Origin of the sequence: Parabacteroides sp. AF14-59 (assembly GCF_003479515.1) — a bacterium.
Lineage (GTDB): Bacteria > Bacteroidota > Bacteroidia > Bacteroidales > Tannerellaceae > Parabacteroides > Parabacteroides faecis.
The window spans coordinates 98,885-121,478 of sequence record NZ_QUHH01000023.1 but is presented as its reverse complement, the minus strand read 5'-3'; the positions used below and the strand labels follow the sequence as shown (position 1 = coordinate 121,478).

The window sequence follows — 22,594 nt, the reverse complement described above, 5'->3', positions numbered from 1 at the left end:
GGTTTACACATTTTCTTTTTGTGATTGTGTAAACTTTTTTCAGTACAAGTCATGTATCATTCTGTCATGTATAAAGAACAAATCCCCATGTTTCAAAGAAAAAATATATATAGACCTTTGTTCTTGAAATTTAATACCAATGTTTTTCATTAATAACTTAATTCACATAATTCATGAATATGAGATTACTGGTGACCTTTATTGTTTTGGGGATGTGTATGTTTACTCTTGATTCTTATGCCCTGAATAGTATGCCTCACGACCCGGCTTTAAAAAAAATAACTATTTCTGATCCCAGCCAAAAGCTGGTTCTGCAACTCGATTATTCGAACGGTTGCAAAATAACGCAATTAAAAGTAAAAGGTAAAAACGTATTATCCGAATCAGGTATTTATACCGGTTTCCGAACCAGGGGAGGTTCGTTTACCTCTTGTACCGGTCAGGATGAAATAAAAGTAGAAGAGTCCGGAAATAAGATACTTATAAAGAATATCATTTACGGAGATCATTCGATAAACGTGAATGAATCATGGACTTTTGATTTGAGCGGAGATAAAATAATATGGAATATTAACCGGAAATACAGTAACCTGGCAAAACTGGAAGAAACTGCTTTCCCTCAATGGAACTTTGCAGACCTTTCCGTTTGGAAAGGAGGGATACTGGATAACGGAGGAATGGTCTGGTGCAAATATTTGAGAGATGTAAATGATACATATGGCGTACATACCGGAGGGGTGACTTTCTGGAATCCGGATACGGGAAATGCTTTGCGTATCGAGGCAAAATCGAATGGCAGACATCTGGCGGCAAAATATTCACAAAGTGATAAGAAAGAGTTTGTCTGTACTCATTTTGTAACGGATGAGGAACTGGAACCCCGGTATAATCTGAACCGCTTTGTCCATCAGAAAGCGGATGTGTTTACTCCTTTTGATGTTCAGAAAGGTGATGTGAATATGACACTTGAAATGGAATATGTCGATTATGCCGTAGCTTATTCCAGAGGAAATCTTCCAGGTATAGATGCAGAAGCTGTTCGTGAGTTGATGAATACGACCGGACGGTATGGAGTGGTGGATAATGCGATCGTAGGAGCCAACGGATGGACTACCAACTGGAAATGTCTGCACGAACCTTTCTTTGCCCAGATAGGAATGGCATTGAACGATGGTAATTATGTAAAAAATATGTCGGCGACACTGGACCGTGAAAGAGATTATGCGATAACAGCCGACGGACGTGTTCTGTCCCGCTGGCATAATGCGGATGAAGACCAGATGCCGGGAACATTTAATTACAAAACCGGATATTATGAAGCAAGATGGGGTTATACGGTAGATTCACAGACCGGTTTTGTGATCAATGCGGCAGAACAGTTTGACCTGTGTGGTGACATCGAGTGGTTGAAATCCCATAAAGTCGGTTGCGAAAAGGCGCTGGATTGGCTGATAAAAAGGGATTCGAATGGCAACGGTGTTTTTGAAATGATGAATAGCTCTATAAAAGAAGAGAAGGCAAGCGATTGGCTGGATATCGTCTGGGCTAGTTTCGAGAATGCGTTTGTGAATGCCCAGATGTATGAAGCACTGAATCTGTGGGCCGGTTGTGAACGGGTCTTAGGGGATAAAGCAAAAGCAGATTATTACACGGCGGTGGCAATGAAGTTGAAAGAAAATTTCAACAAGTCTATCCATGACGGAGGATTTTGGTCACCGGAGAAAAAACAATATGTCTATTGGAGAGATAAAGACGGTTCTGTACATGGGGATAACCTGGTTACTCCGGTCAATTTTGCCGTGATAGCATTCGGCTTGTGTGATAATAAAAAGCGGATCGCCCAAGTGCTTGAGCAGATTGAGAAAAGAACGGTCGCTGAGAATCTGTTCCATTGGCCGCTTTGCTTCGACTCTTTCGATAGAGAAGAAGTATCAGCCGGAAACTGGCCTTTCCCTACTTATGAGAATGGGGATATCTTTCCAACATGGGGATACCTGGGAGTCAGGGCTTATGTCGGTTACGACAAGCATATCGCTTTAAAATATATCCGTAATATTCTGGCGCAGTATAAGAAAGACGGACTCTCGTCTCAACGATATAGCCGTAAGACACAAGAAGGACAGGGCTCCGATATTTTGGCAGGTATCTGTACAAGTGTAACAGCTCTTTACAGAGATATCTACGGAATACGTCCTAAATGGAACAGGATGGGACTGGAACCTAATATGTCTGAAATACTTAACGGAACAGAATTTAATTATACGTTGAGGGATACAGAGTACCGTATCAAACTAAGTGTAGATGATTATGAGATGCAGACAGATCGTTTTTCTGTCAGAAGTAAGGATGCTTTCGGTGCATCTTTCGAAGATGGTGGCTTGGCAGTCTATCCGCATAATGAAGAGAAAGCGGTATTGAAAATTTTCGGAGAGTCGTCTTCACCGGTTGGTGTAACACTGAAACAGTGTTCCGGAAACGATATTTCATGGGAAATGAATACAACAGACAATTACAGATTTATTATTGAGGGATTGAATCCGGCTTTAAAATACAAATTAGCTATCCAGAACAAAGTGACTCATGTAGAAGTCGGTGCGGATGGCAAGACGTCCTTTACCCATTCTTGTAAAGGACCGGTAAGAATAAGATTATACGGCAAATAAAATTATGAACATTCTAACAACAAAAACTATGAACGACATTTTAGAACAGATCGCATTATGCGTGGAAAACGGGAAAATAAATCAAAAGTCTCCCTATCCACCAAGCATGAAAGGCCAGTTAGGGGCAGATGAACTTACTTTACAGGCATTGGAAGAGGGCGTGGCTCCTACTGATGTCCTCTCTAAAGGATTGATTGTCGGTATGGGACGCATCGGAGTAAAATTCCGTGAAAATAAAGTCTTTGTACCACAGGTATTGATGAGTGCCAAAGCGATGAGCGGGGCAATGGCGCATCTGAAGAAGTATTTTTTGGATGGCTCTGTAAAAAGAAAAGGGAAAATTATCATCGGTACGGTAGAAGGTGATTTGCATGATATCGGGAAGAACCTGGTGAGTATGATCGCCGAAGGAAATGGATATGAGGTAATAGACTTAGGCGTGGATGTTTCAGCTGAGAAATTTATCGAAGCTATAAAGATGAATCCGGGTGCATTTGTAGGAATGTCAGCCCTGCTTACGACAACGATGGCCAACATGGAAAAAATAAACAAGATTATTAAATCGGAATTTCCTGAAGTTATCACTTGCGTGGGCGGTGCACCGTTGAACAATGAGTTTGCTAAAAAGATCGGAGCCGATTATTATACGGACGAACCACAGGCCCTGGTTGAGATATTGGATAAGTTGGTCGCATAAATAAAAATAATATGAATGTTGATAAATGGATAAGTGATATTATAGCTTCCCGCGAACGTTGTACCGTGCCGATTATGACCCATCCGGGTATCGAGATGATCGGAGCAACCGTAAAAGATGCTGTTCAGAGCGGGGAGAAGCATGCACAGGCGATCAATGAACTGAGTAAGAAATACCCGTCGAAGGCAGCTACTGTGATAATGGACCTGACGGTGGAGGCCGAAGCTTTCGGCTGTTCCATCGCATTTCCGGAAAATGATATGCCCCATATTCTGGGAAGTCTGGTAGATTCGGAAAGTATAGAGGGGTTGCAGATACCTTCTTTATCGGCCGGTAGAGTCCCGGAATATATACTGGCTAATAAAATGGCTGCCGAAATGATTACGGATAAACCGGTTTTTGCCGGAGCTATCGGTCCTTTCTCTTTGGCCGGAAGATTATACGGTATGTCGGAGATCATGGTCGCTTGTTATCTGGAGCCGGATGCTATTGCTTTACTGCTCGATAAGTGTTCCCGCTTTATAGAGGACTATTGTATGGAACTGAAGCGGACCGGGTGTTCCGGTGTTATAATTGCCGAACCGGCAGCCGGACTGTTATCGAATGAAGATTGTTTGCAGTTCTCTTCCGTATATATAAAAAATATCATCGATAAGGTACAGGACGATTCGTTCATGGTCGTTCTGCATAACTGTGGCAATACCGGTCAGTGTACAGACGCTATGATATCCACAGGGGCGAAAGCCTACCATTTCGGAAATGCCATATCGATGACAGAAGTTTTGAAACAGTGTCCGGCTGATACGTTGGTCATGGGTAATATTAATCCGGTGGGTGTACTCCGTATGATGTCGCCGGAAGAGATTGAAAAAGAAGTGACCTCCTTATTGGAACAGACTGCAGAGTTTCCGAATTTTGTACTTTCAACAGGTTGTGATGTACCTCCTTGTGTACCGGAAGAAAATATTCAGGCATATTATAATGCTTTATCAGCCTTTAATCGTAGAATATAAATGATGCTTTGATGGCCACATTTAGTTATTACAGTCCGACGATCCGGGAAACGGGTATTCTGCCGGATGATTTGCTGGAAATGCTGCATGAAGAGGACCGATCTCCGGATAATCCGGTAGTGTGTGAAGTAACGGATGTTTTTGAGCAACTCCCTGTAATCTCAGATATACGGGGAGGCTATGCCATTTTTGAGGACATAGAGCGGTTTCCGGAAACGGGGGAGATACGGATAGCAGGACAAACTATAAAAACGTCCCGTAAAATCTGCAGACTAATGGAGGGAGCAGAAAAGATCGCCGTTTTTATCTGTACGGCCGGACAGGGATTTTCCGATTATTCCGGAAAGTACAATAAAGAAGGTGAGTATCTGAAAGGGTATATCGTGGATACTATGGGAAGTCTTGTTGCCGAAAAGTCTATGGATTTTATTCAGTCTGAACTGGAGAAGCAAGTACTACCGGAAGGTATGAAAATAACCAATCGATACAGTCCGGGCTATTGTAACTGGCCTGTTGACGATCAGAAGCAGCTTTTCTCGTTATTGCCTGCTAATGCATGTGACATCTCGCTTTCAGCCAGTTGCCTGATGGTTCCTATCAAGTCGGTAAGCGGTATTATCGGTATCGGTAAGAATGTCCGGAAAAGTAGTTATTCGTGTGATATCTGTAACAATCTCACCTGTATTTACCGGAAGGTAAAAAATAAAAATAATCAACATTGAACAAGTAATAAATAAACTTTTAATAGATATGGATAATGTGACTCCCAAAGAACGTATTTGGGCAACTATAAACCGTCAGCCGGTCGATCGTCCGCCGGTCGACCTCTGGTGTACACCCGAAGTACTCGATTCACTTCGCAAATACACTTCATTGCAAGATGAAATGGCTGTGTATAATAAGCTGGGAATAGATAAGATCGTTTGGATATTCCCCGGTTACGGAGGACGTTTCTTCGACCCGAACGATAGTGGAGAAATTACGATGTGGGGTGTTCCAACCCGAATGGTAAAGGCCGGTCTGGCAACTTATCAGGAGTATATCGATCCGCCGATTGCCGATTATACGGATCCGTCCGAATTGCTTGGTTATCATTCCTGGCCTGACCCTGATAAATTTGATTATGCAGGTGCGAAAGCATTGGCAAAAGAAGCTCGTTCCTGGAATTTTGCAACTATAGGTCCCTGGATATCTCATTTTGAGATCTATTGCCAGATGCGCGGATTGGAAAATGCCCTGATGGATACGTTGGCAAATCCGGATTTTCTGGATGCAACGGTAGAACGTATCGATGCTATTCAAACCGTCATGCTGGAACGGATGCTGACTGAATTGAAAGATGAACTCGATATCGTGTTTATCAGTGATGATATGGGAATGCAGGATAGCATGTTGATCTCATTGGATTCATGGGAAACGCATTTCAAACACAGGCTGAAAAATTGGTGCGACCTTATCCATAGTTATGGGAAGAAGGTGCTGTATCATACGGATGGAGCTGTCCTTCCTTTGATCCCGGGATTGATAGAATGTGGCGTCGATATCCTGAATCCGATACAGCATGTCTGCCCGGGCATGGACAGAGCCAATCTGAAAGAACAATACGGAAAAGATCTTATTTTTCATGGAGGGGTCGAGAATCAACGAACGTTACCGATGGGGACAGTCGATGAAGTGATCGATGAAACCCGTAAATGCCTTGAAACATTGGGGAAGGACGGAGGCTATATCTGTTGCTCATGCCATAACGCACAGGCAGGAACACCGGTGGAAAATATATTGGCAATGATAGATACGGTGAAAACATATAGGAAATAATGGTATCTTGCAATTGAAATTCTGAGTGCAGAATAATTATTTATAAATTAAAGATGTAGTTATGTCTAAAAACTTAATTCTGTTCACGAAAATATTATTGTTGACACCTTTATTTGCATTAGCCAATGGTCCGGATGGAAAAGACTTGAAGAAGTTATCTTATCCTTCTTTGAAGGGTATTCCGACAGGAGAGAAGGTTACTTGTTCACCGGACCCTTTGGTCAATTACCGGTGGAAAAGCCCGGATGCCGACGATGATCTGGAAGTGTATACGCAGAAACCGGTTTCTGTAACGTGCGATGAGCCGGTGAATATGAAAGCTAAAGGTAATTCTGATCTGACAATTACAGGAGCATGTAATATCATGTTTGATTTTGGTCAGGTAAATGCGGGTTGGTTGGAATTTGAATGCGATGATATGCCGGCAACGGTCGAATGCAGTATCAGTGAGTTCAACGAACCGGCTGTATTTAATCTGGGTTCCGAACATCCGGTAAAAACGGTAGTACCTAAGCAATACGGTAAGACTTATCGTTTAGAGTTAAATAAACAATTGTATGAAGGGGTACGTTTTGCCTGGATTCATTTGAAAGATGTATCCAGGAAGTTCAGGATACGGAATGTCCGGTTGGTTTGCCAGACAAAGCCGACTAATTATGAGGGAAGTTTCAACAGCAACAATGACGAGTTGAATCGCATCTGGTATACGGCTGCTTATACTGTCCGGCTTAATTTGCTGAAAGATTATTTCGGTGCTATTCTTATGGAGCGGAGTGACCGTCATTCCTGGACTGGGGATGCACATACTTCTCAGGCTGCTGCTCTTGTTGCTTTTGGTAATTATGATTTTGTCCGTAAGAACATTCTTTACACGGCCGAGCAGTTTAATGGTATCCTGAGTTATTCTCTTTATTGGGTACAGAGCTTATTGGATTATTACCAGTATACCGGTGATCAGTCTCTTTTGGATTCCTTATGCAATAATGCCTGTAATAAACTGGATATCGCTTACCAACATTATGAACATAGTCCGTCGGTCTCTTTTTACGGATGGGACGAACGGTTAGGAGCCGGTTTTGAGAATCCGAACTGTAAAGAGACACATACGGCATATAAAATGTTGTCTATCCAGACCTGGAAGAGGTTTGCAAAGGCGATGAATGACTGTGGCCGACAGGACCTCTCCCGGAAATATGAAACGTATGCCGATGAAAAACAACAGCAGTTACAATGTAGTCCGGACTGGCAGGAAGGGTTGGATATATTTGCTGCTTCCGATGCGGTGAATGCCGGTGTTGTATCTCCTGAAGATGTGTCTTCTTTGTGGAAGAATGTATATAGCGATCGTTTGCAGCGTGTTTCTTATTCTCCTTTTAACCAGTATTTTGTGATCAATGCATTGGCTCGTCTGGGACGTTATGGGGAGGCGATGAATACGATCGATGATTGTTGGGGAGGACAGTTACGGTATGGTGCGACTACATTCTTTGAAGTATTCCGTCCTTCGTGGAATCTCTGTAAGCTGGAGGATAATGATGCTCCGGTCAATAATCAGTGTGGATACACCAGCTTTACTCATCCCTGGAGTGCCGGTGTAGCGAAATGGTTGAGTGAAGAGATTTTAGGTGTAAAACCGGAGACTCCGGGATTTAAAACTTTTACCGTTTGTCCGCATCTGACTTCCGGATTGACCCGTATCGACGGGACTGTTCCTACTCCTCATGGGAAAATACGGGTTTATATGGATGTAAAGGAAGGAAAAGGTTCTTTGTCTGTTCCTGCCGGAACAACAGGGCAGCTGGCTATACCTCTTATGGGGGCAGGAAATATAGAAATCAAAATGGACGGACAAACAGTACAGCCGGAAAAGAAAAATGCCACTCACGTTTATTTGCCTGTATTGAATGATGGATTGCATACATTTAGTTTTTCTTATGACCGTCCTGCTGAAAGTCCGGTGGTTGAGGAAGATATCAACTACTGTTATCCGGCTTCAACAGTAAAGGAAGATACCCTGACTCAGGGGAATTGGAAAGGTGTATATGGTTCGAAAGGATATGTTTTGTTCAGTTACGACGGGGAAGGTGCACACCGGACTAAACTGCCGAAACAATGTCAAAGCATCATTTGCCAGAGAGAAGAGAATTCCAGATATATGAATACGGCTTCTGACAAACGGGCATTGGTCTCAAATCTTGAAAATGACGAGAGTCGTAGTCTGGGAGCTATAACGACGTTCGATCCTCAGGTCTGCCGTCAGACAATAACAATAGATGTGGATTACCGGCACGATAAACCGTATAAAATATCTCTTTACTTTGTGGATTGGGATAATAACGGACGACGGAGTGCGATCGAATTGTTTGATTTACAAAATAAACGTATTTTGTCTCCGGTCCATATGGTCCGCAATTATGAAATGGGACGTTATGTGACATTTGAAGTGAACCAGCCTGTGCGTATCCGTATATGCCAGGTGCGTGGAGCAAATGCAGCTTGTTCTGCGTTGTTCCTGGATTGATTTAAGTTGAAATAAAAAAGAACTACGGTTTCGTTACGAATACCGTAGTTCTTTTTTTGTTATAAACCTTAATGAGTTGCAGAAATATTGATCGTCGGATTCTTTATCTCGAAATAATGGTAAGATTCATCAGATTTCAGATACTTCACAGAATGTTGATTAATACTGCTCAATTGGTTATTTTCATATTTTCTCCCGTTTATAACTAGAGATTGCTTTATTTTATCTTTAGGAAATGCAATATGAATGATTTTATTATCTGTATTGGTCACATCGATGGAATATAGATGTCCTGTTTGATTTTTTATCGTTGCTGTGATAGTTCCCGTTTTTGTAGGAACAGTACATACCACTTGCTTTAAATTTCCTAACATCGGTTTTATAAGAATTTTATTCCATTCAGCTTCAAGTGGAGAGATTCCTGCTATATACTGGGAAAGTAAAGATAAAGGACCTCCTGCCCAGCCATGGTTGATACTTCCTCCGCCAGCTCCACCAATCTGCCAGTCTTCCCACAACGTGGTGAGAGGATGATCGACCATGTATTTATAGCGTTTTTTCATGCGATCGAGACCTCCCTGAACGTCGCCACTAACAAAGAAAGCTTCTAATATATATTTTTCCATATAAGGGCTCGCATGGAAATTATCAGTTAGAAAAGTCTTTATTGATTTCCATTTATCGGAATCGGCAAAACCAGCAAGTACAGCCAGTCCATTAGCGCGATCATCCGGTGATTCCTGAAAATCCGAAGAACAATAGACCTTCCCATTCCAATAAAATGTATTTACTGCCTGTTTGATTGTTTTTATTTGTTGATGGTAAACGCTGGTATCTTCATTATAACCAAGTAGTGAAGCCATGTTTTGTGCTCCTTCTAAAGCGAGGCAATACCATGCGTTATCTAAAACTGGCAGATCTATATTTTCTCCCCAATCTCCCCAGTCCCAATCTCCGGGACGATGAATGACCAAATTACGTTCATCGGTTTTCCACTTGGCCAAGTAGCGTTTCACTGCCGGATATGCATGCCGGATCGTTTCTGTATCTCCTGTATAAAGATAGTAATTCCACATCCCGAATTTTCCGATAGAAGCAAGCATTTGCAGCGGAAGTTCTCTGGCCCAGGAACCAGCAGGAACCGGAGAATATAATACACTGTCTATCCTTTGCCAGTCAACCAGATTCCGGATCGCTTTTTGTATAAGTCCATGTGCATTACTATCACAGGAATATAGTATTTCTCCTGAAACGATAACTGCGTCTCCCCACCATTGAGACCGTTCTCTGTCCGGGTCCTGTATCGCATCACGCATATTTAGATTCATCGTGTTCAAGGATTTTTGCCAAAGTGTATTCAGAAATATGTCGTCACACTCGAATGAACCGACATGTTCCGTATTGAACCGGGTTTCACGATAAGCAACCTTATTCACTTTTACTCCGGGAGGTATAGTATATATTATTGCGTGTCCGTTTACGTAATTAAACGCTTCAAAGGACTGCTTTCCCTTTTTGGTTACATACTCTGCACGAACATTATATTCACTTCCTCCTTTATAGTTGTCAGAACGGATATCGATGAACAGACCTTCATTGGCTTCTATTTCAAAGTAGGGTGTTACACTGATATTTCGTGGGAGTTTGGCTTTAATTATTAATGTATCCGATTTAAAAGAGCGTTCGACCGAAACATATTCTGTCAGACCGGAATCATACCAGTTAGGGAAAGGACGCGGATGTATCTGGTTCCACGGTTGGCAAGGATAATTACCGGCAATGGTTGCTTGCTGCCAATTGGAGTCATCATATTCCGGTTTCATCCAGTCGGGAATATCTTTCCGGGCATCGAAATGAATATTTGATTCAGGTAACCGATAATTGGGGAGAGGTTCCTGCGACTCTCCGTATGCCGGATGTACTTTAACTTTCCAGCTGGCATCCGAAATTATTTCACGATTACCTGATTGTAATTTAGCCAGTAATCCCGGACTGCCGCTATTTTTATGGCAGAAACCGTCTTTTCCCCAATACCACATAAGTATTGCAATTGTGTTATTTCCCTTTTTCAGGTAAGAAGCAATATCCAAGCGGTCAAAGTAAGTGTCATCAGGGTTGGGACCGCGTTTCAAACCTCCTTCGAAAACAACTAATTTTCCATTTACCCAAAGCCAGTATTTTGAATCGACTGAAATAGTAAGCAAGGCTGTTTTTTCAGTTTTTTCAAGTGTAAACGCTTTTCGGTAACAGATCCATTGATTGGGCTTAGTCAATGTTTTTTCAATGGATATCCATTTTACTCCATTCAAGTCGACGGCTGATAGGTGTAAAGCCGTAAAGATAAACAGGGTTAAAAGAATGTATTTTTTCATTTGTATAAAATCATTTAATAGTTGTAATCAGTTTTACCGGTCCGAACAGTCCCGCATCGTATTGGTTTAGATCAGGTATCCCTTTCCATCCCCAGGTCCGGAGTTTTCCCAGATCTTCTTTCATCCACATTTCATTAGCTATCAGATTTCCTATTTTAATCTTGATTTTATTCTCTCCCCGTTTTAATGTGTTGGAAATGTCAAATTTGAAAGGAGGCCATAAACGAGCTCCTACAGATTGATCATTAACAAAAACTTCAGCCATGTATTTTACTTCACCTAAATCGAGGAAGACTGATGAAGATGCATCGTCTATCGTAATGGAAGTTTCATATTCTAAAAATCCGGTGTATTGTTGAAGCCCGTAAGTGTACCAGGAAGCTAGTTTTTTATTCTCTTCCGTGCCAACAGTAAATTTAAAAGGAGCGACAGTTACTTTTTCATCCTTCCGGTTTAATACAAACGACAGCAATTTTGATTCCGGTGCCAGGTTGATTAAAGAATCTGTTACCTTTATTTTTTTGTCATTAAGCCAGATCTCTTTACCTAACATATAGGAAGGGACTATAACCGATTTTGCTCCTACAGGAATATTCATCCTCCAATAGCCATAGGTACATTTAATCTCGTTTTCATCCTGGCGGGAATAATATTTCCAGTTGGAGTCGTCATATCCTAATCGTAAAAACTCATTTTCTTTCAACCGGCTATCTGAATATAATACTTTTGCCGTTGTTTTATAGATTGTGTTTTCATTCGGATAACTTATTTTCCATGTGGTATCGATTGTTCTTTCTCTGGTGGCAATATCCGGTTTTACCTCTATTGAATTTGTTTTATCAGGATCAAAAGCCAGCCAATAAGCTTCAAACGGATTCAATGTCAGAGATACTTTCTGATATCCATTCTCTGTTTCCGACGGAATATTCTTTTTCTGACCTGTCTCACAATCCCATATTTCAGCAACTCCTTTTCCATCTCTCAACCAGGCGGTGAAATGTTTCAATGTATCGGTATTGTTTGCAAACCAGTATAAATTGGTATTACCTATCTTTCTTTGAGCCGTATATAATCTGCCGGAGTTTTCAAGACGTATCTGAGGCTTCATCTTTTCGTTCAGGACTGTGATCATAGCTTCCATTCTGTCTTTATCGGATGCTAAATTAATCACGTTCGGAAACTGTTTTAATGCTTTTGCCTGTGTCATAATCGTTTTATCGTTCAGCCCTTTTTCGGGAGAGCCCTGAGGTAATTCGCCTAATAAAACGACTAATCCTCCCTGTTTGGCAAATTCAAAGATTTTTTTGAATGATGACTGGGGGATAATATACGTTGCCGGAAGTACGATTGCCTGGAAATTATGATTATTGATTGTTATTGTGGCATTTTTGCCTGAGTTTTGTATTGTTCCTTTCGACAAGTAATATTTGTCGGCTATTAAGAAATCGATATTTCCCTGATTCATTTTTCTCATGGCATCCGAATAGACCTGGTCCGTTTCAACTACACGAGAGTCCCACGGTGCATTCTGTACACCTTTTTCTTCAGAGAAATAATTTTCAGAAAAAGACCAGACGGTTTCAAGCGGATGGACCAGCAGAACATCTGCCACCAGGTTGCTTTGCCGGGTAATAAAGGCGGCACGTCTGGCAAAATCAGTCCATTGGTGTAAATAGTTCCAATATGGATTTTCGGTGAACCAGTCACTGGGAAAAGGAACTGTCTCCAATTGTCTGTTCATATAAATACCATGAGGTACAACATGATTAACACCAAATGAAGTGACTGAATTTATGGTTATTTTCATCATTTCCGGAGATTGTATCCATCCCGCTACTCCCATGATCTCACTCATGAAAGGACGGTCTTCAAATTCGGCAACAGACTGTACTTCCTTGAAGTCATGTACATCCTGAGATTTCATTTCCAGACAGTCGTTGCCTGGCATTGTTACACAGCGTGTCGTTCTCATCAGATCGCCTACTGCGATTGTCTGAAGCTGTAACGATTCTTCCCATAAATTGGAGATGTAATACATATTACGTTCCTTCAACCATTTAACCAATGGTTCGAAGTAACATTCATTATATACATCTGATACGACGTCGAACCAGTCACATCGGGCGACAACAAATAAACCGTCTTTGTCTTTTTCGGTTAATAAAGGTAACCATTCCCTTATATCACGTTTCTTCTTTTTCTGATATTGGGTTGCAAGGTGTTCGGACCACGCCATTTTCCATCCGTAATCACCCTCATTATCGACGAATACGCCCGGTATGCTACAGCCCATATCTTTTTTGAAATGTTTGTCGTATTGTTCATGGACCATTGGGATGAATACTTCCATTAGTTTCGGGTCCAGATAATTAACTTTTCCGCCATCGATACCCGGATGAGTTTTGATAGTGTATGTATAGATCATCCAGTTACCGGAAGGAACTGTCCATTTGATCGTATTCCCTTCACCGATAACACGCAAGGATGAGGCATCGAGCTGGTTATTGATCAGTTTTCCGGCAACAGCAAAGTCAACCGAATCGTACTTCACTTCTGTTTTTCCGTTTACATAATAACGTCTAGGAGCAAGATAGGTGGCTTCAAGTTCCGGATGTTTCTGAAGGACTTTCCCGGCTACTTGGCCGCTTGGCCAGTTATAGTCATCACAATATCCGAGTGTTAATCCGTTTTCCTTTGTTTTTTGCAGTGCGTTGCTAAAACTGTTGAACCAGGGTTCTGCGAGGTATTGTTCGACAGGAAGCGCTGTTACCGTGTTATCAAATCCGGAGCGGGGATGTGCATAACCGGGATTCAGTTTCTGTTTAGCCATCTCTTCAGCCATCGAGGCTGCTGTCTGTTCGTCTTTGATTACATCGTCCCAAAACCAAAAGGTGTGAGGTGCATAGAACATGGGAGGATTATCAAACATGTCATGGATTTCCTTGTCGCTGTATTTTTTCAACCATTCAGGCTGAATGTTTTTTTCTTCTTTATCCTGGGCTACTACTATCGAAGAAATCAATAGGCTGCATGTTGTAACCAGGAGCGTGTTTTTCTTTGATATATTCATGGATATACTTCTTTTTGATTCGTGAGTAAAATTGTTATTATCAAATAGTGCCCACTAAGTTATAGTGAGCACTATGTTTCATACGATGAGTTTTACTGACCGGATGCTTCTAATTCTTCAAGAGAACTGATAGGCGGTTCATTTTTCTCATAACCGGCGTATCCGTAATTCTGGTTTATACGTCCGTATAAGTTCGGATCAATGTTACCTTGCGTAATAGGCCAGAATATATTATGTTTCCCGATTTTATATTCATCTCCATGTAAAGTAGTTACACCTTTGTTATAGTAATTATTGTACTTTACGATACGATGCCACCAGTAACTGTTACTGCCTTCGTCTGCCAGGCTTTTCGGAGACTGATATGTTCCTTCTTCGTTTGCTTTAATATACGAGACACGTACCAGTTCCACATGACGGAATTCTTCATACATCAATTCACGGGCCCTTTCGTCCATAATGACATCCAGACCATCCAGACCGTTCATATCGGCTGCACTAAAGAATGTTGTACAATGAGCACGTTTTCTGATCCTGTTCACATCTTCTGCAGCTTTTGCATAATCGTTCAGCCAATAGTAAGCTTCAGCCCTTAGCAGGTATGCTTCTGCTAATCTATATAGGTACGCATCACCAGGTCCTCCCTTATAATCGACACCTCTGTATCCGTTGGCAACATCCCGGTCAACATCATCTACCCATAATTTGTAATAAGGATAACCGTACCAGCAGCGTATAGTATCTTTACACAATAATGTCCCGTCATCTGCAAATTTCTGAAGAGGTTTTAAATAGTACTTTTCATCATCAGTCCCCAGCAGGTTTACATTGTTGTATTTCAAATCTTCCATCGCCATCCAGTTTCCTGTTTGCCTGTTATGTCGAAGATCGTTCTCGTCTGTCCACATACTTTTTTCAGCAAAGTAAGTCGGTCTTATGAAACATTCTCCTCGTCCGCAAACAGCTCTTTGGTCTATATAATCAGGGTATTGAGCCATGAAATCGGAAGTTCCCGCTTGTCTGCCAATTCCGATATTTTGTTTACTTGGAGTTAAAATACCCCTGTTAACATCGGTCATACTCCAGAATGGGGTAAAGTTATATAAAAAACACGTTTCAACTCTACTGTCTTGATTCTCATAACGGCTGATGATAGTCATAATACTTTCTTTATTTGCCGAAATAGATTTATTGACAGGTCTGTGCAAATCCCATAAGACATTTCGTGTCATTGGACGAACATCCGGGAAAGGATTTTCAAATGTACCGAAAGGCTCTTCCATCAATTCATAACCACAGTTATTTATCAGCGTATTTACGGCAGTAAGAGCTTTCTCAAATTCGCCTGCTGCCAGATAATACTTGGTAAGCAACATTAGGCATGTACCTTTGTTCTCTTTCCCCCAATCGTCTCTTTCCGGGATATTTTCTACCGCAAACTCCAGGTCTTTAATCATTTTCTCAATAACCACTTCCATCTTTACTGAGCGGAAGTCCAATTTGGGAGATGTTATTTCTTTCGTAACCAGAGGAACGTCTCCAAACTGGAATGTGAGATGATAGTAACGCCATGCACGATGAAAATAGGCTCTGGAAAGCATCTGATTTTTAGTTGTCTGATCCAGATCCAGTTCAGGAAGACGTGATATTACTGCATTGGCAAAACTACTACCTGCAACACCACTACTCCAAAAAGCATTGGATAAGTTACTGCCAATCCAACCGTTATTAGATGTAGGGGTTATATCTGAAACAAAATTTTGTGAACCGCTTAAGTCTGTGATTGCAGATACCGCTGCATCTGAAAAAATTAATTCGGTTGACAAGGCTGTTCCATCGGTGCCCAAAAAATAGTAAAGCATATCACTTCTACACCGAGTGAGTGCCCCTTCGAGACCTTCAACTGTTGAAAATGTAATATTGGGCTCATAAAAAGACAGAGGTTCCGGATCCAACCAACTTTCGGAGCAAGAAGCCAATGTCGATAAAGCGAGCGTAAGAGATACTGATTTGAATAAATTATTTTTCATAATAAAATGGATTAAAATGTTATACTAGCACCTAATGTATATGTCCGGGGCATAGAGCCTGTCGTTTCAATATCCCAATAGTTGGCTTTTGACCATTCTTTTGAGAATGCCCATATCGCAACGTTACGGATAGTTGCATATACCCTGATATCCTGGGTGCGTAATAAATTTGTTATTTTCTTCGGAACTCTATATCCGACAGAGATATTCTCCAAACGGATAAAATCTCTACTGATTATTTTTTTAGGTTCTACGTTTGAAGGTAGTGTAGACTTCAGACGTGCATAAGAATTAGACTGATTTTCGGGTGTCCAATATTTCCGTACCGGGCTATTCAAATAATCCCCCTTAAAATCGAAGTAGTTTAAATAATCAGTTGTTGCAGCTTTGTGTCCTAAATAAGAGTACAGGTTAAAAGATATGTCGAAGTCTTTAAACAGAACGAAATCATTCCTTAACGCTAATCTGACTTTAGGATCCTCTTGTCCCAAGAATACTTTATCGTCCTGAGATATCCGATAGTCATTGTTTACATCCCGTGCTTTGGCATCGCCTGGTTTTTGTCCGTATTTGGCGGCTTCTTCCGCTTCATTTTCCTGCCAGATTCCAATCATTTCAATATCCCAGATAGTTCCCATCGGTTTATCGATAAACCAACTTTTATTTATATCATCAACTTCTTTTGAACCGACTATATTGCCTTCTTGGTCTAATACGTCTTCGTAAGTATAATATAAATGTTTAATACGGTTTTTATTATGGGATAAATTGAATGTAGTATTCCAGCTGAAGTTTTCATTCTCGATGTTTACAGAATGTAATGATAATTCAAAACCACTATTAACCACTCTTCCCAAATTTGTTACAACAGAACTGTAACCGCTGATATTAGGAAGCGTTCGGTCCATCAATAAGTCTGTCGTCGGCATGTAATACCATTCCAGGCTACCGTTGATTCGATTATTGAGGAATCCAAAATCAAGTCCGACATTCCATGAAGCTGTACTTTCCCATTTTAGATCATTATTAGCCATGCGGCTAATTTGTAAAGTAGAAAGTTCGTATAATGAACCTGTAGAAGTAGCATATGAATATTTGCTGATACCACTACCCGTTGTCAGCTGAGATAATGCCTGATAAATACCAATTTCGCGGTTACCGTTTTTACCCCAGGAGATACGAAGTTTACCATTACTCATAGGCTCCCAATTAAAAAAGTTCTCATTGGTAAAACTCCAGGCTAAAGCCAATGACGGGAAAGTTGCACGTGGATTAGAACGTCCGAAGGCTGAAAATCCATCCCGGCGTACAGAAGCTGTGAGCATGTAACGATTATCATAGGAGTAGAATAAACGTGCCATCAGGGCATCCCCTGTGTATTTTTCGTCATTTGAACTGAATGTTTTTTCATTTGCACTTTGCATGTTATGCCATTCCAAAATGTCGGTTGGTGAAAACTGTTTACCTGTCATTGTCTCACTCCAGTATTCGCTTTTTTCTGCACTTTGTAACAATGTAACATCGACCAAATGCTTTTGGGCAAATGTATAGTTCCATTTAACTATATTATCCAATGTCCAAACAATGGAGCGTGAACTTGCTCTGGTCGCAGAGCCATGTGTAGTATCGAAAACGCTCTCTGAGCTACTCCAATTTCTGTCTTGTGCCCAGCTATAACGTGGTGCAAAGGTAAACTGATAAGTGATATTGAATGGCAAAGTAAGTTTTGCAAAGAAATTACTATTGACAGTTTGCGTTCCTGCACTTTTGGAAGACATGGATAGATTATAAAAACTATTTGTACCAGGAGCCTGGTGACCTTCTCCCATAGGCCATGGATTCAAAGAACCATCTTCGTAATAAGGGGTAGAATAAGGTGAGTTTTTACACATTCCTTCCCAGTCTACTTTTTGGTATCCTTCGTCGCGACTTTGTAAAATCAGATTTGCACCTACTTCCAGGAAGTCGGTAGCTTTGGCATCTATGCGTAAGTTTGTCCTATAGTTCTTAAACCGGTCTCCTGTCTGATTACCTTCGTTATCCTGGTAACCCAATGACCAATAGTAATTTACACGGGCTGTTTGTCCGGAAAGACTGACATTATAGTTTTGCCGTAATCCTGTTTGCCAGGTCGCATCGTACCAGTCGTATGGAGTATTTGCAAAATAATTGCGGCGCTCAACATCTCCCAAACCAATACGTTGCAACCATACATCTTCCATATTTGTGGAACCCTGACCGATCGCATCATGGTTGCGCCATTGTTCTTCGGTTAAGTTGTATTTCTGTAGATTTTCAGCTGTAGGCTTGCTGTAATATCCTTTATTTTCGAACCCGTTACTGCTGGTTGCATAATCCGACCGGTATTGCAGATACTCATCGGGTTCATAAAATTTGCGGCTTACTCCCATTGTCGCAAATCCTACACTACCATCGAATTGCACAGTCGGTTTCTCACCTCTACCTTTCTTGGTAGTTATAATAACTACCCCATTGGCCGATTTAGCTCCGTAAATGGCTGCCGATGAAGCATCTTTTAAAATATCGACAGATTCGATATCAGTCGGATTTATTTCGGAAAGGTCTCCGTTGAATGGTACGCCGTTTAATACTACGAGAGGTGCTGTCCCTCCTGTCAGGGAGCGTTTTCCACGAATAAGAAACGTAGGTCCCTCTTTTGCATCACTGGAAGAAGGTGCAACAATTAAGCCAGGAGCTGTTCCACGAAGAATATCCTGTACTGTGGTAGGTCTTTCATTAGCTAATTTGTTGGCATCCACGTGACTGATAGCTCCTGTTAAGTCTTTCTTTTTCATGCTACCGTATCCGACTACTACCACTTCGTCCAGCAATCGTGAATCTTCTTTCAGGATGATGTTAAAGATCGTTTGGTTGCTGGTAGGGATCGTTTGTTCTGCATAACCGACATAGGATATCTGTAATATCCCATTCTCTGCGATACTGAGGGAGAAATTACCATCCATATCGGATATGGCTCCGTTGGTTGTCCCTTTTTCTATGATCGTAGCACCGGTAATAGGTTCTCCGTTACTATCTTTAATAATACCGGAAATTTCTTTTTTGCCGGAGGTCGTTTTCTTTTGTTTGTCAGAGATCACGATAGATTTGGCAGAGACAATATTGTACTCCAGATTTTTCCCCGCCAATGCTTCATTGAGTACAGAAGAAACCGGGACTTTTGTTTTGGAAATGGTGATGTCTTTTGTAGCGTCTATCACTACATTTCGATAAGAAAAGCGATAAGTGGTTTGCTTTTCAATAGAAGAAAATATCTCCCTTAGAGAAACATTTTCCAGATGTATCGTTACTAGCTTTTCCTGTGCAAAGAGAGAAACAGAAAAAAAGAATAGTAACGAAAACAAAGTTAACATTCTTAGTCTTAAATGTTTGTTCATCTTAATAGTTTTTAGAATTACACTTAATGGGTTCGCTTAATAAGCGTTCTCGATAGTAATGACAGGGGTTATTTTATTTAGTACCGAAAAAAATATATGCTAAAGAACATAAAATGTATATGTATATTAAAAAAACCGCCTCCTTTAAAGAAAGCGGTTCTATATGAATTGGGATGATGCCTGATTTTATTTCAAAAAGATTTCTTTACCGTTGATAACAGCTTTCAGATGATACGAGCGTTCAAGTACTTCAAGTACTTCATTCAGATTGCTAACAGGTAGAGTGCTGGTGAAGGGATCATTGAGATATTCCTCACTTTCTATTTTTATGCGTACATTATAATTTTCTTCTATAGTACGAATCACCTGTGACAGGGGAGTGTTGCGGAATACCATGTCACCGCGCCTCCAGGCTGATATATCTTTTATATGTTCGTCGTATATGACTGTTATATTCCCGGTTGCGTAATCCAATATAGCTTTTTGGTTCTTATTTAAGATCACCTGTTTATTGGTATGGGTAGACAGCAAGGAAACACGTCCTTCTTCTAATGCTAATTCGGCTGTCCGGTCTGTTTTCCGGACAAGCAGGTTGAATTTAGTACCCAATACTTTTACTTGGAGTCCTTGTGCATCGATCAGGAAAGGAATATTCATATCGTGTTTGACCTGGAAATAACCTTCTCCTCCAAAGTGAATGTTTCGTTCTTTTTTGTTGTAATCTTTGGGGAGATAAACGAGTCTGGATTCGGAATTGAGTGATGCTATGCTTCCGTCAGGCAATGTGACACTGGCACGTTCCCCTAGTCCTGTTTCCACAACAATTTTATTAGATAGCAAAGCCGTATTTTCATGATACAAGTAGAAACTTAGTATGACAAAGACCGGCAATAGGACAGCCGCGGCTAACTGCGTCCAACGAAGTATCAGAGAAAAACGATTACTTTCGGGTTTAACTTCCTGGTCGATTTTACCTTTTATTTTCTGTAGCAGTTTGTCGTCGACAGAAGACGTGTCGATCTCTTCATGCAGCCAGTCGTCAAGAATCAGGTTTTCCAGGTCCTGATTATCCATCGCGTTTGCATTTCCTCTAAGTACCGACAGATCTTCAGGACTCAGTTCGTTTATTCTATATTTTTTTATCAAGTCATTCATTCTATTCTGTATGTTAAGACAAACAATTATCTGATTTGTACTAATTGAATCGATTTAATTAATAAATAATAACATAAGATATACTCCCAAGCTTCCCAATTTCTCTTTAAGAGTTTTAAGTCCGAGGGAAAGCTGGTTTTTTACCGTCTGTTCACTCAGTGATAGTTTGTCTGCTATCTCTTTATTCGAGAACTGTTCTATTTTAGACAAAGTAATTACCTTTTGTTGCGTCTCCGGCAATGTTTTTAATATAGCACGGAACTTTGCTACAAATTCCTGATATTCCAGTTGGCATGAAGCGTCATCTACTGACCGTTCATTTATATACTGAATATATTCTTCGTATTCAGGTTGATTGATCTTTGTGCGGAATGCATTGATAAGGTAATGTTTTGTCATAATAAAAAGAAGCGATCGAAGTGTATCTTCCTGTCGTATCTTCGCCCGGTTTGTCCAAAGCCTCATAAATACATCCTGTACAATTTCTTCTGACTCTTCCTGAGATTTCGTAAATTGTATGCTATACGCAAATAGACGTTTTGCGTACATCTCGTATATCCTCTCGAAGGCTTTATAAGAGCCGTTTTTCAATGAAAGGATAAGTTGTGGTTCATTATATTGCACTTGTTTTTCCAAAATACTCAATTAGATTAATCCTAGTATGTCTCCTTTTTCCTTCTGCAAACTTACATAAAAACTTTATTTATTAGTGTATTTGATAAAAATAAAGATCAAGCTGGCTTTATCTTTGCCGTCTGGCATATAGCATCCCGCAGATTGCAAACAGAGCGAGGAATCCGGTGATAACAAAAGCCCAGATATTTGGGACTCGTGACTGGGCTTCCAGTATATAATCGCCCGGTAACATCCGGTAGGCATCTACCTTCCAGTAAGGAGCATCTCCTTCCCGCAAAGAAGTATTGGCTGTGATCAACCGGCCAGGCATATTGAGCTCATACTTAATTTGGTGGCCGAATAATTCTATCGGCTGACATTTCTCTTCAAACAACAGGTTTATCTGATCTTTGTCTTTTTGATATGCTGTGGAGAAATAAGTTGTCTGGTAGAAAGTATCGAGTAACTCACCCATATCTATCGATTCCAGGTCTGTATCTTTGGCCTTGTCCATGGCAGCTCTTTTGATCGCATCTTTATCCGCTTTCAATTTTGAAATAAAGACTTTGTTGCCTGATTTGCTTTCCCACTCTTCGATGGTTTCAAAGCGAAGTTCGTACAAACTCTCATCGTACCATTTCATGAAACGTTCTGTTAAGTCATTCAGTTTATCGTTCAGTTCCAACCCATTCATACCCTGATAGTCGGTCAGGTCACCTTGAAAGAGCAGTCTTTGTTCCTGCTTGTTCAGGAACTGTTCGATAGGGATAGGTCCTTTTTCTTCGATTTGACGGTAACTACATGTAAATGTATAATAAGTATAAAACCATCTGAAATGTTTTTCCAGCTTTTCCTGCGGAACGGCCAATGGCTCCAGCCACTTTTTTTCGGGGGTAAGGAGAGGAGGATTTTCCCATATATTCCATGTGTGTTTGACTTTCACATTCAATTTGTCTTCTTTACCGAGTGAATTGCTTTTCTCGCCCAGAATGACAAAAGGGATACTGGCATCCAAAGGGATCTGCTGCCAGCCCCGGATAGAGAACAGGAAAGGCGAATGAGTATTATCGCCAGCCATAAAGGCAGAATCGCCATAAGCATATACTTCACGGCTGATCTGTCCGTCCGGATAGATCTGAGTCACCATTCGATGATTGGATGAACAGGATGCCATAAGAAGCAATCCGGAAATGGTAAATAAGTATCCTATAGTTTTCATGTTTT

General features: G+C 40.9%; 13 protein-coding genes. 6 read left to right on the top strand and 7 right to left on the bottom strand.

The window, feature by feature from the left end:
• Positions 1-173 precede the first annotated feature (173 nt).
• The 6 genes from DWW23_RS20595 to DWW23_RS20570 all read left to right on the top strand — a co-directional run bounded on the left by DWW23_RS20595 (position 174) and on the right by DWW23_RS20570 (position 8,712).
• Positions 174-2,663: a hypothetical protein gene (locus DWW23_RS20595; RefSeq protein ID WP_122355703.1), complete on the top strand. Its 2,490-nt coding sequence runs from the start codon at positions 174-176 to the stop codon at positions 2,661-2,663.
• A 28-nt stretch (positions 2,664-2,691) separates the two neighbouring features.
• On the top strand, positions 2,692-3,360 hold the full coding sequence (locus tag DWW23_RS20590) for a B12-binding domain-containing protein (protein WP_122355701.1): 669 nt from the start codon (positions 2,692-2,694) through the stop codon (positions 3,358-3,360).
• Positions 3,361-3,371: 11 nt separating this feature from the next.
• The gene (locus tag DWW23_RS20585; RefSeq protein WP_122355699.1) at positions 3,372-4,373 is read left to right on the top strand and encodes a uroporphyrinogen decarboxylase family protein; all 1,002 of its coding nucleotides are present in this window, start codon (positions 3,372-3,374) and stop codon (positions 4,371-4,373) included.
• A gap of 11 nt (positions 4,374-4,384) precedes the next feature.
• Positions 4,385-5,095 (top strand): vitamin B12 dependent-methionine synthase activation domain-containing protein, encoded by a 711-nt coding sequence (locus DWW23_RS20580; RefSeq protein ID WP_122355697.1) that lies wholly within the window; start codon positions 4,385-4,387, stop codon positions 5,093-5,095.
• Positions 5,096-5,123: 28 nt separating this feature from the next.
• Positions 5,124-6,191 (top strand): uroporphyrinogen decarboxylase family protein, encoded by a 1,068-nt coding sequence (locus DWW23_RS20575; RefSeq protein WP_122355695.1) that lies wholly within the window; start codon positions 5,124-5,126, stop codon positions 6,189-6,191.
• 61 nt (positions 6,192-6,252) lie between these two features.
• Positions 6,253-8,712, top strand: a complete 2,460-nt coding sequence (locus DWW23_RS20570) for an alpha-L-rhamnosidase C-terminal domain-containing protein (RefSeq protein WP_122355693.1) — start codon at positions 6,253-6,255, stop codon at positions 8,710-8,712.
• A gap of 68 nt (positions 8,713-8,780) precedes the next feature.
• On the opposite strand, the gene DWW23_RS20565 is transcribed toward DWW23_RS20570, so the two are convergent.
• From DWW23_RS20565 to DWW23_RS20535, 7 genes are all read right to left on the bottom strand, one after another.
• On the bottom strand, positions 8,781-11,084 hold the full coding sequence (locus tag DWW23_RS20565) for an alpha-L-rhamnosidase N-terminal domain-containing protein (RefSeq protein ID WP_122355691.1): 2,304 nt from the start codon (positions 11,082-11,084) through the stop codon (positions 8,781-8,783).
• A 10-nt stretch (positions 11,085-11,094) separates the two neighbouring features.
• Entirely contained in the window at positions 11,095-14,154 is a 3,060-nt protein-coding gene (locus tag DWW23_RS20560; protein WP_122355689.1) for a glycosyl hydrolase, read from the bottom strand.
• Between the two features lie 92 nt (positions 14,155-14,246).
• Entirely contained in the window at positions 14,247-16,184 is a 1,938-nt protein-coding gene (locus DWW23_RS20555; protein ID WP_122355687.1) for a RagB/SusD family nutrient uptake outer membrane protein, read from the bottom strand.
• Positions 16,185-16,195: 11 nt separating this feature from the next.
• Positions 16,196-19,600, bottom strand: a complete 3,405-nt coding sequence (locus tag DWW23_RS20550; protein WP_122355685.1) for a TonB-dependent receptor — start codon at positions 19,598-19,600, stop codon at positions 16,196-16,198.
• Between the two features lie 186 nt (positions 19,601-19,786).
• Positions 19,787-20,755 (bottom strand): FecR family protein, encoded by a 969-nt coding sequence (locus DWW23_RS20545; RefSeq protein ID WP_122355683.1) that lies wholly within the window; start codon positions 20,753-20,755, stop codon positions 19,787-19,789.
• A gap of 54 nt (positions 20,756-20,809) precedes the next feature.
• Positions 20,810-21,391 (bottom strand): RNA polymerase sigma factor, encoded by a 582-nt coding sequence (locus DWW23_RS20540; RefSeq protein WP_122355681.1) that lies wholly within the window; start codon positions 21,389-21,391, stop codon positions 20,810-20,812.
• A 106-nt stretch (positions 21,392-21,497) separates the two neighbouring features.
• Positions 21,498-22,589: a hypothetical protein gene (locus DWW23_RS20535; RefSeq protein ID WP_122355679.1), complete on the bottom strand. Its 1,092-nt coding sequence runs from the start codon at positions 22,587-22,589 to the stop codon at positions 21,498-21,500.
• Positions 22,590-22,594 lie beyond the last annotated feature (5 nt).

Coding starts and splice junctions, on each gene's coding strand:
- DWW23_RS20590 (WP_122355701.1), top strand. CDS start 2,692: ATGAACGACATTTTAGAACAGATCGCATTATGCGTGGAAAACGGGAAA.
- DWW23_RS20555 (WP_122355687.1), bottom strand. CDS start 16,184: ATGAAAAATAATTTATTCAAATCAGTATCTCTTACGCTCGCTTTATCG.
- DWW23_RS20545 (WP_122355683.1), bottom strand. CDS start 20,755: ATGAATGACTTGATAAAAAAATATAGAATAAACGAACTGAGTCCTGAA.
- DWW23_RS20535 (WP_122355679.1), bottom strand. CDS start 22,589: ATGAAAACTATAGGATACTTATTTACCATTTCCGGATTGCTTCTTATG.
- DWW23_RS20585 (WP_122355699.1), top strand. CDS start 3,372: ATGAATGTTGATAAATGGATAAGTGATATTATAGCTTCCCGCGAACGT.
- DWW23_RS20575 (WP_122355695.1), top strand. CDS start 5,124: ATGGATAATGTGACTCCCAAAGAACGTATTTGGGCAACTATAAACCGT.
- DWW23_RS20550 (WP_122355685.1), bottom strand. CDS start 19,600: ATGAACAAACATTTAAGACTAAGAATGTTAACTTTGTTTTCGTTACTA.
- DWW23_RS20595 (WP_122355703.1), top strand. CDS start 174: ATGAATATGAGATTACTGGTGACCTTTATTGTTTTGGGGATGTGTATG.
- DWW23_RS20570 (WP_122355693.1), top strand. CDS start 6,253: ATGTCTAAAAACTTAATTCTGTTCACGAAAATATTATTGTTGACACCT.
- DWW23_RS20565 (WP_122355691.1), bottom strand. CDS start 11,084: ATGAAAAAATACATTCTTTTAACCCTGTTTATCTTTACGGCTTTACAC.
- DWW23_RS20580 (WP_122355697.1), top strand. CDS start 4,385: ATGGCCACATTTAGTTATTACAGTCCGACGATCCGGGAAACGGGTATT.
- DWW23_RS20560 (WP_122355689.1), bottom strand. CDS start 14,154: ATGAATATATCAAAGAAAAACACGCTCCTGGTTACAACATGCAGCCTA.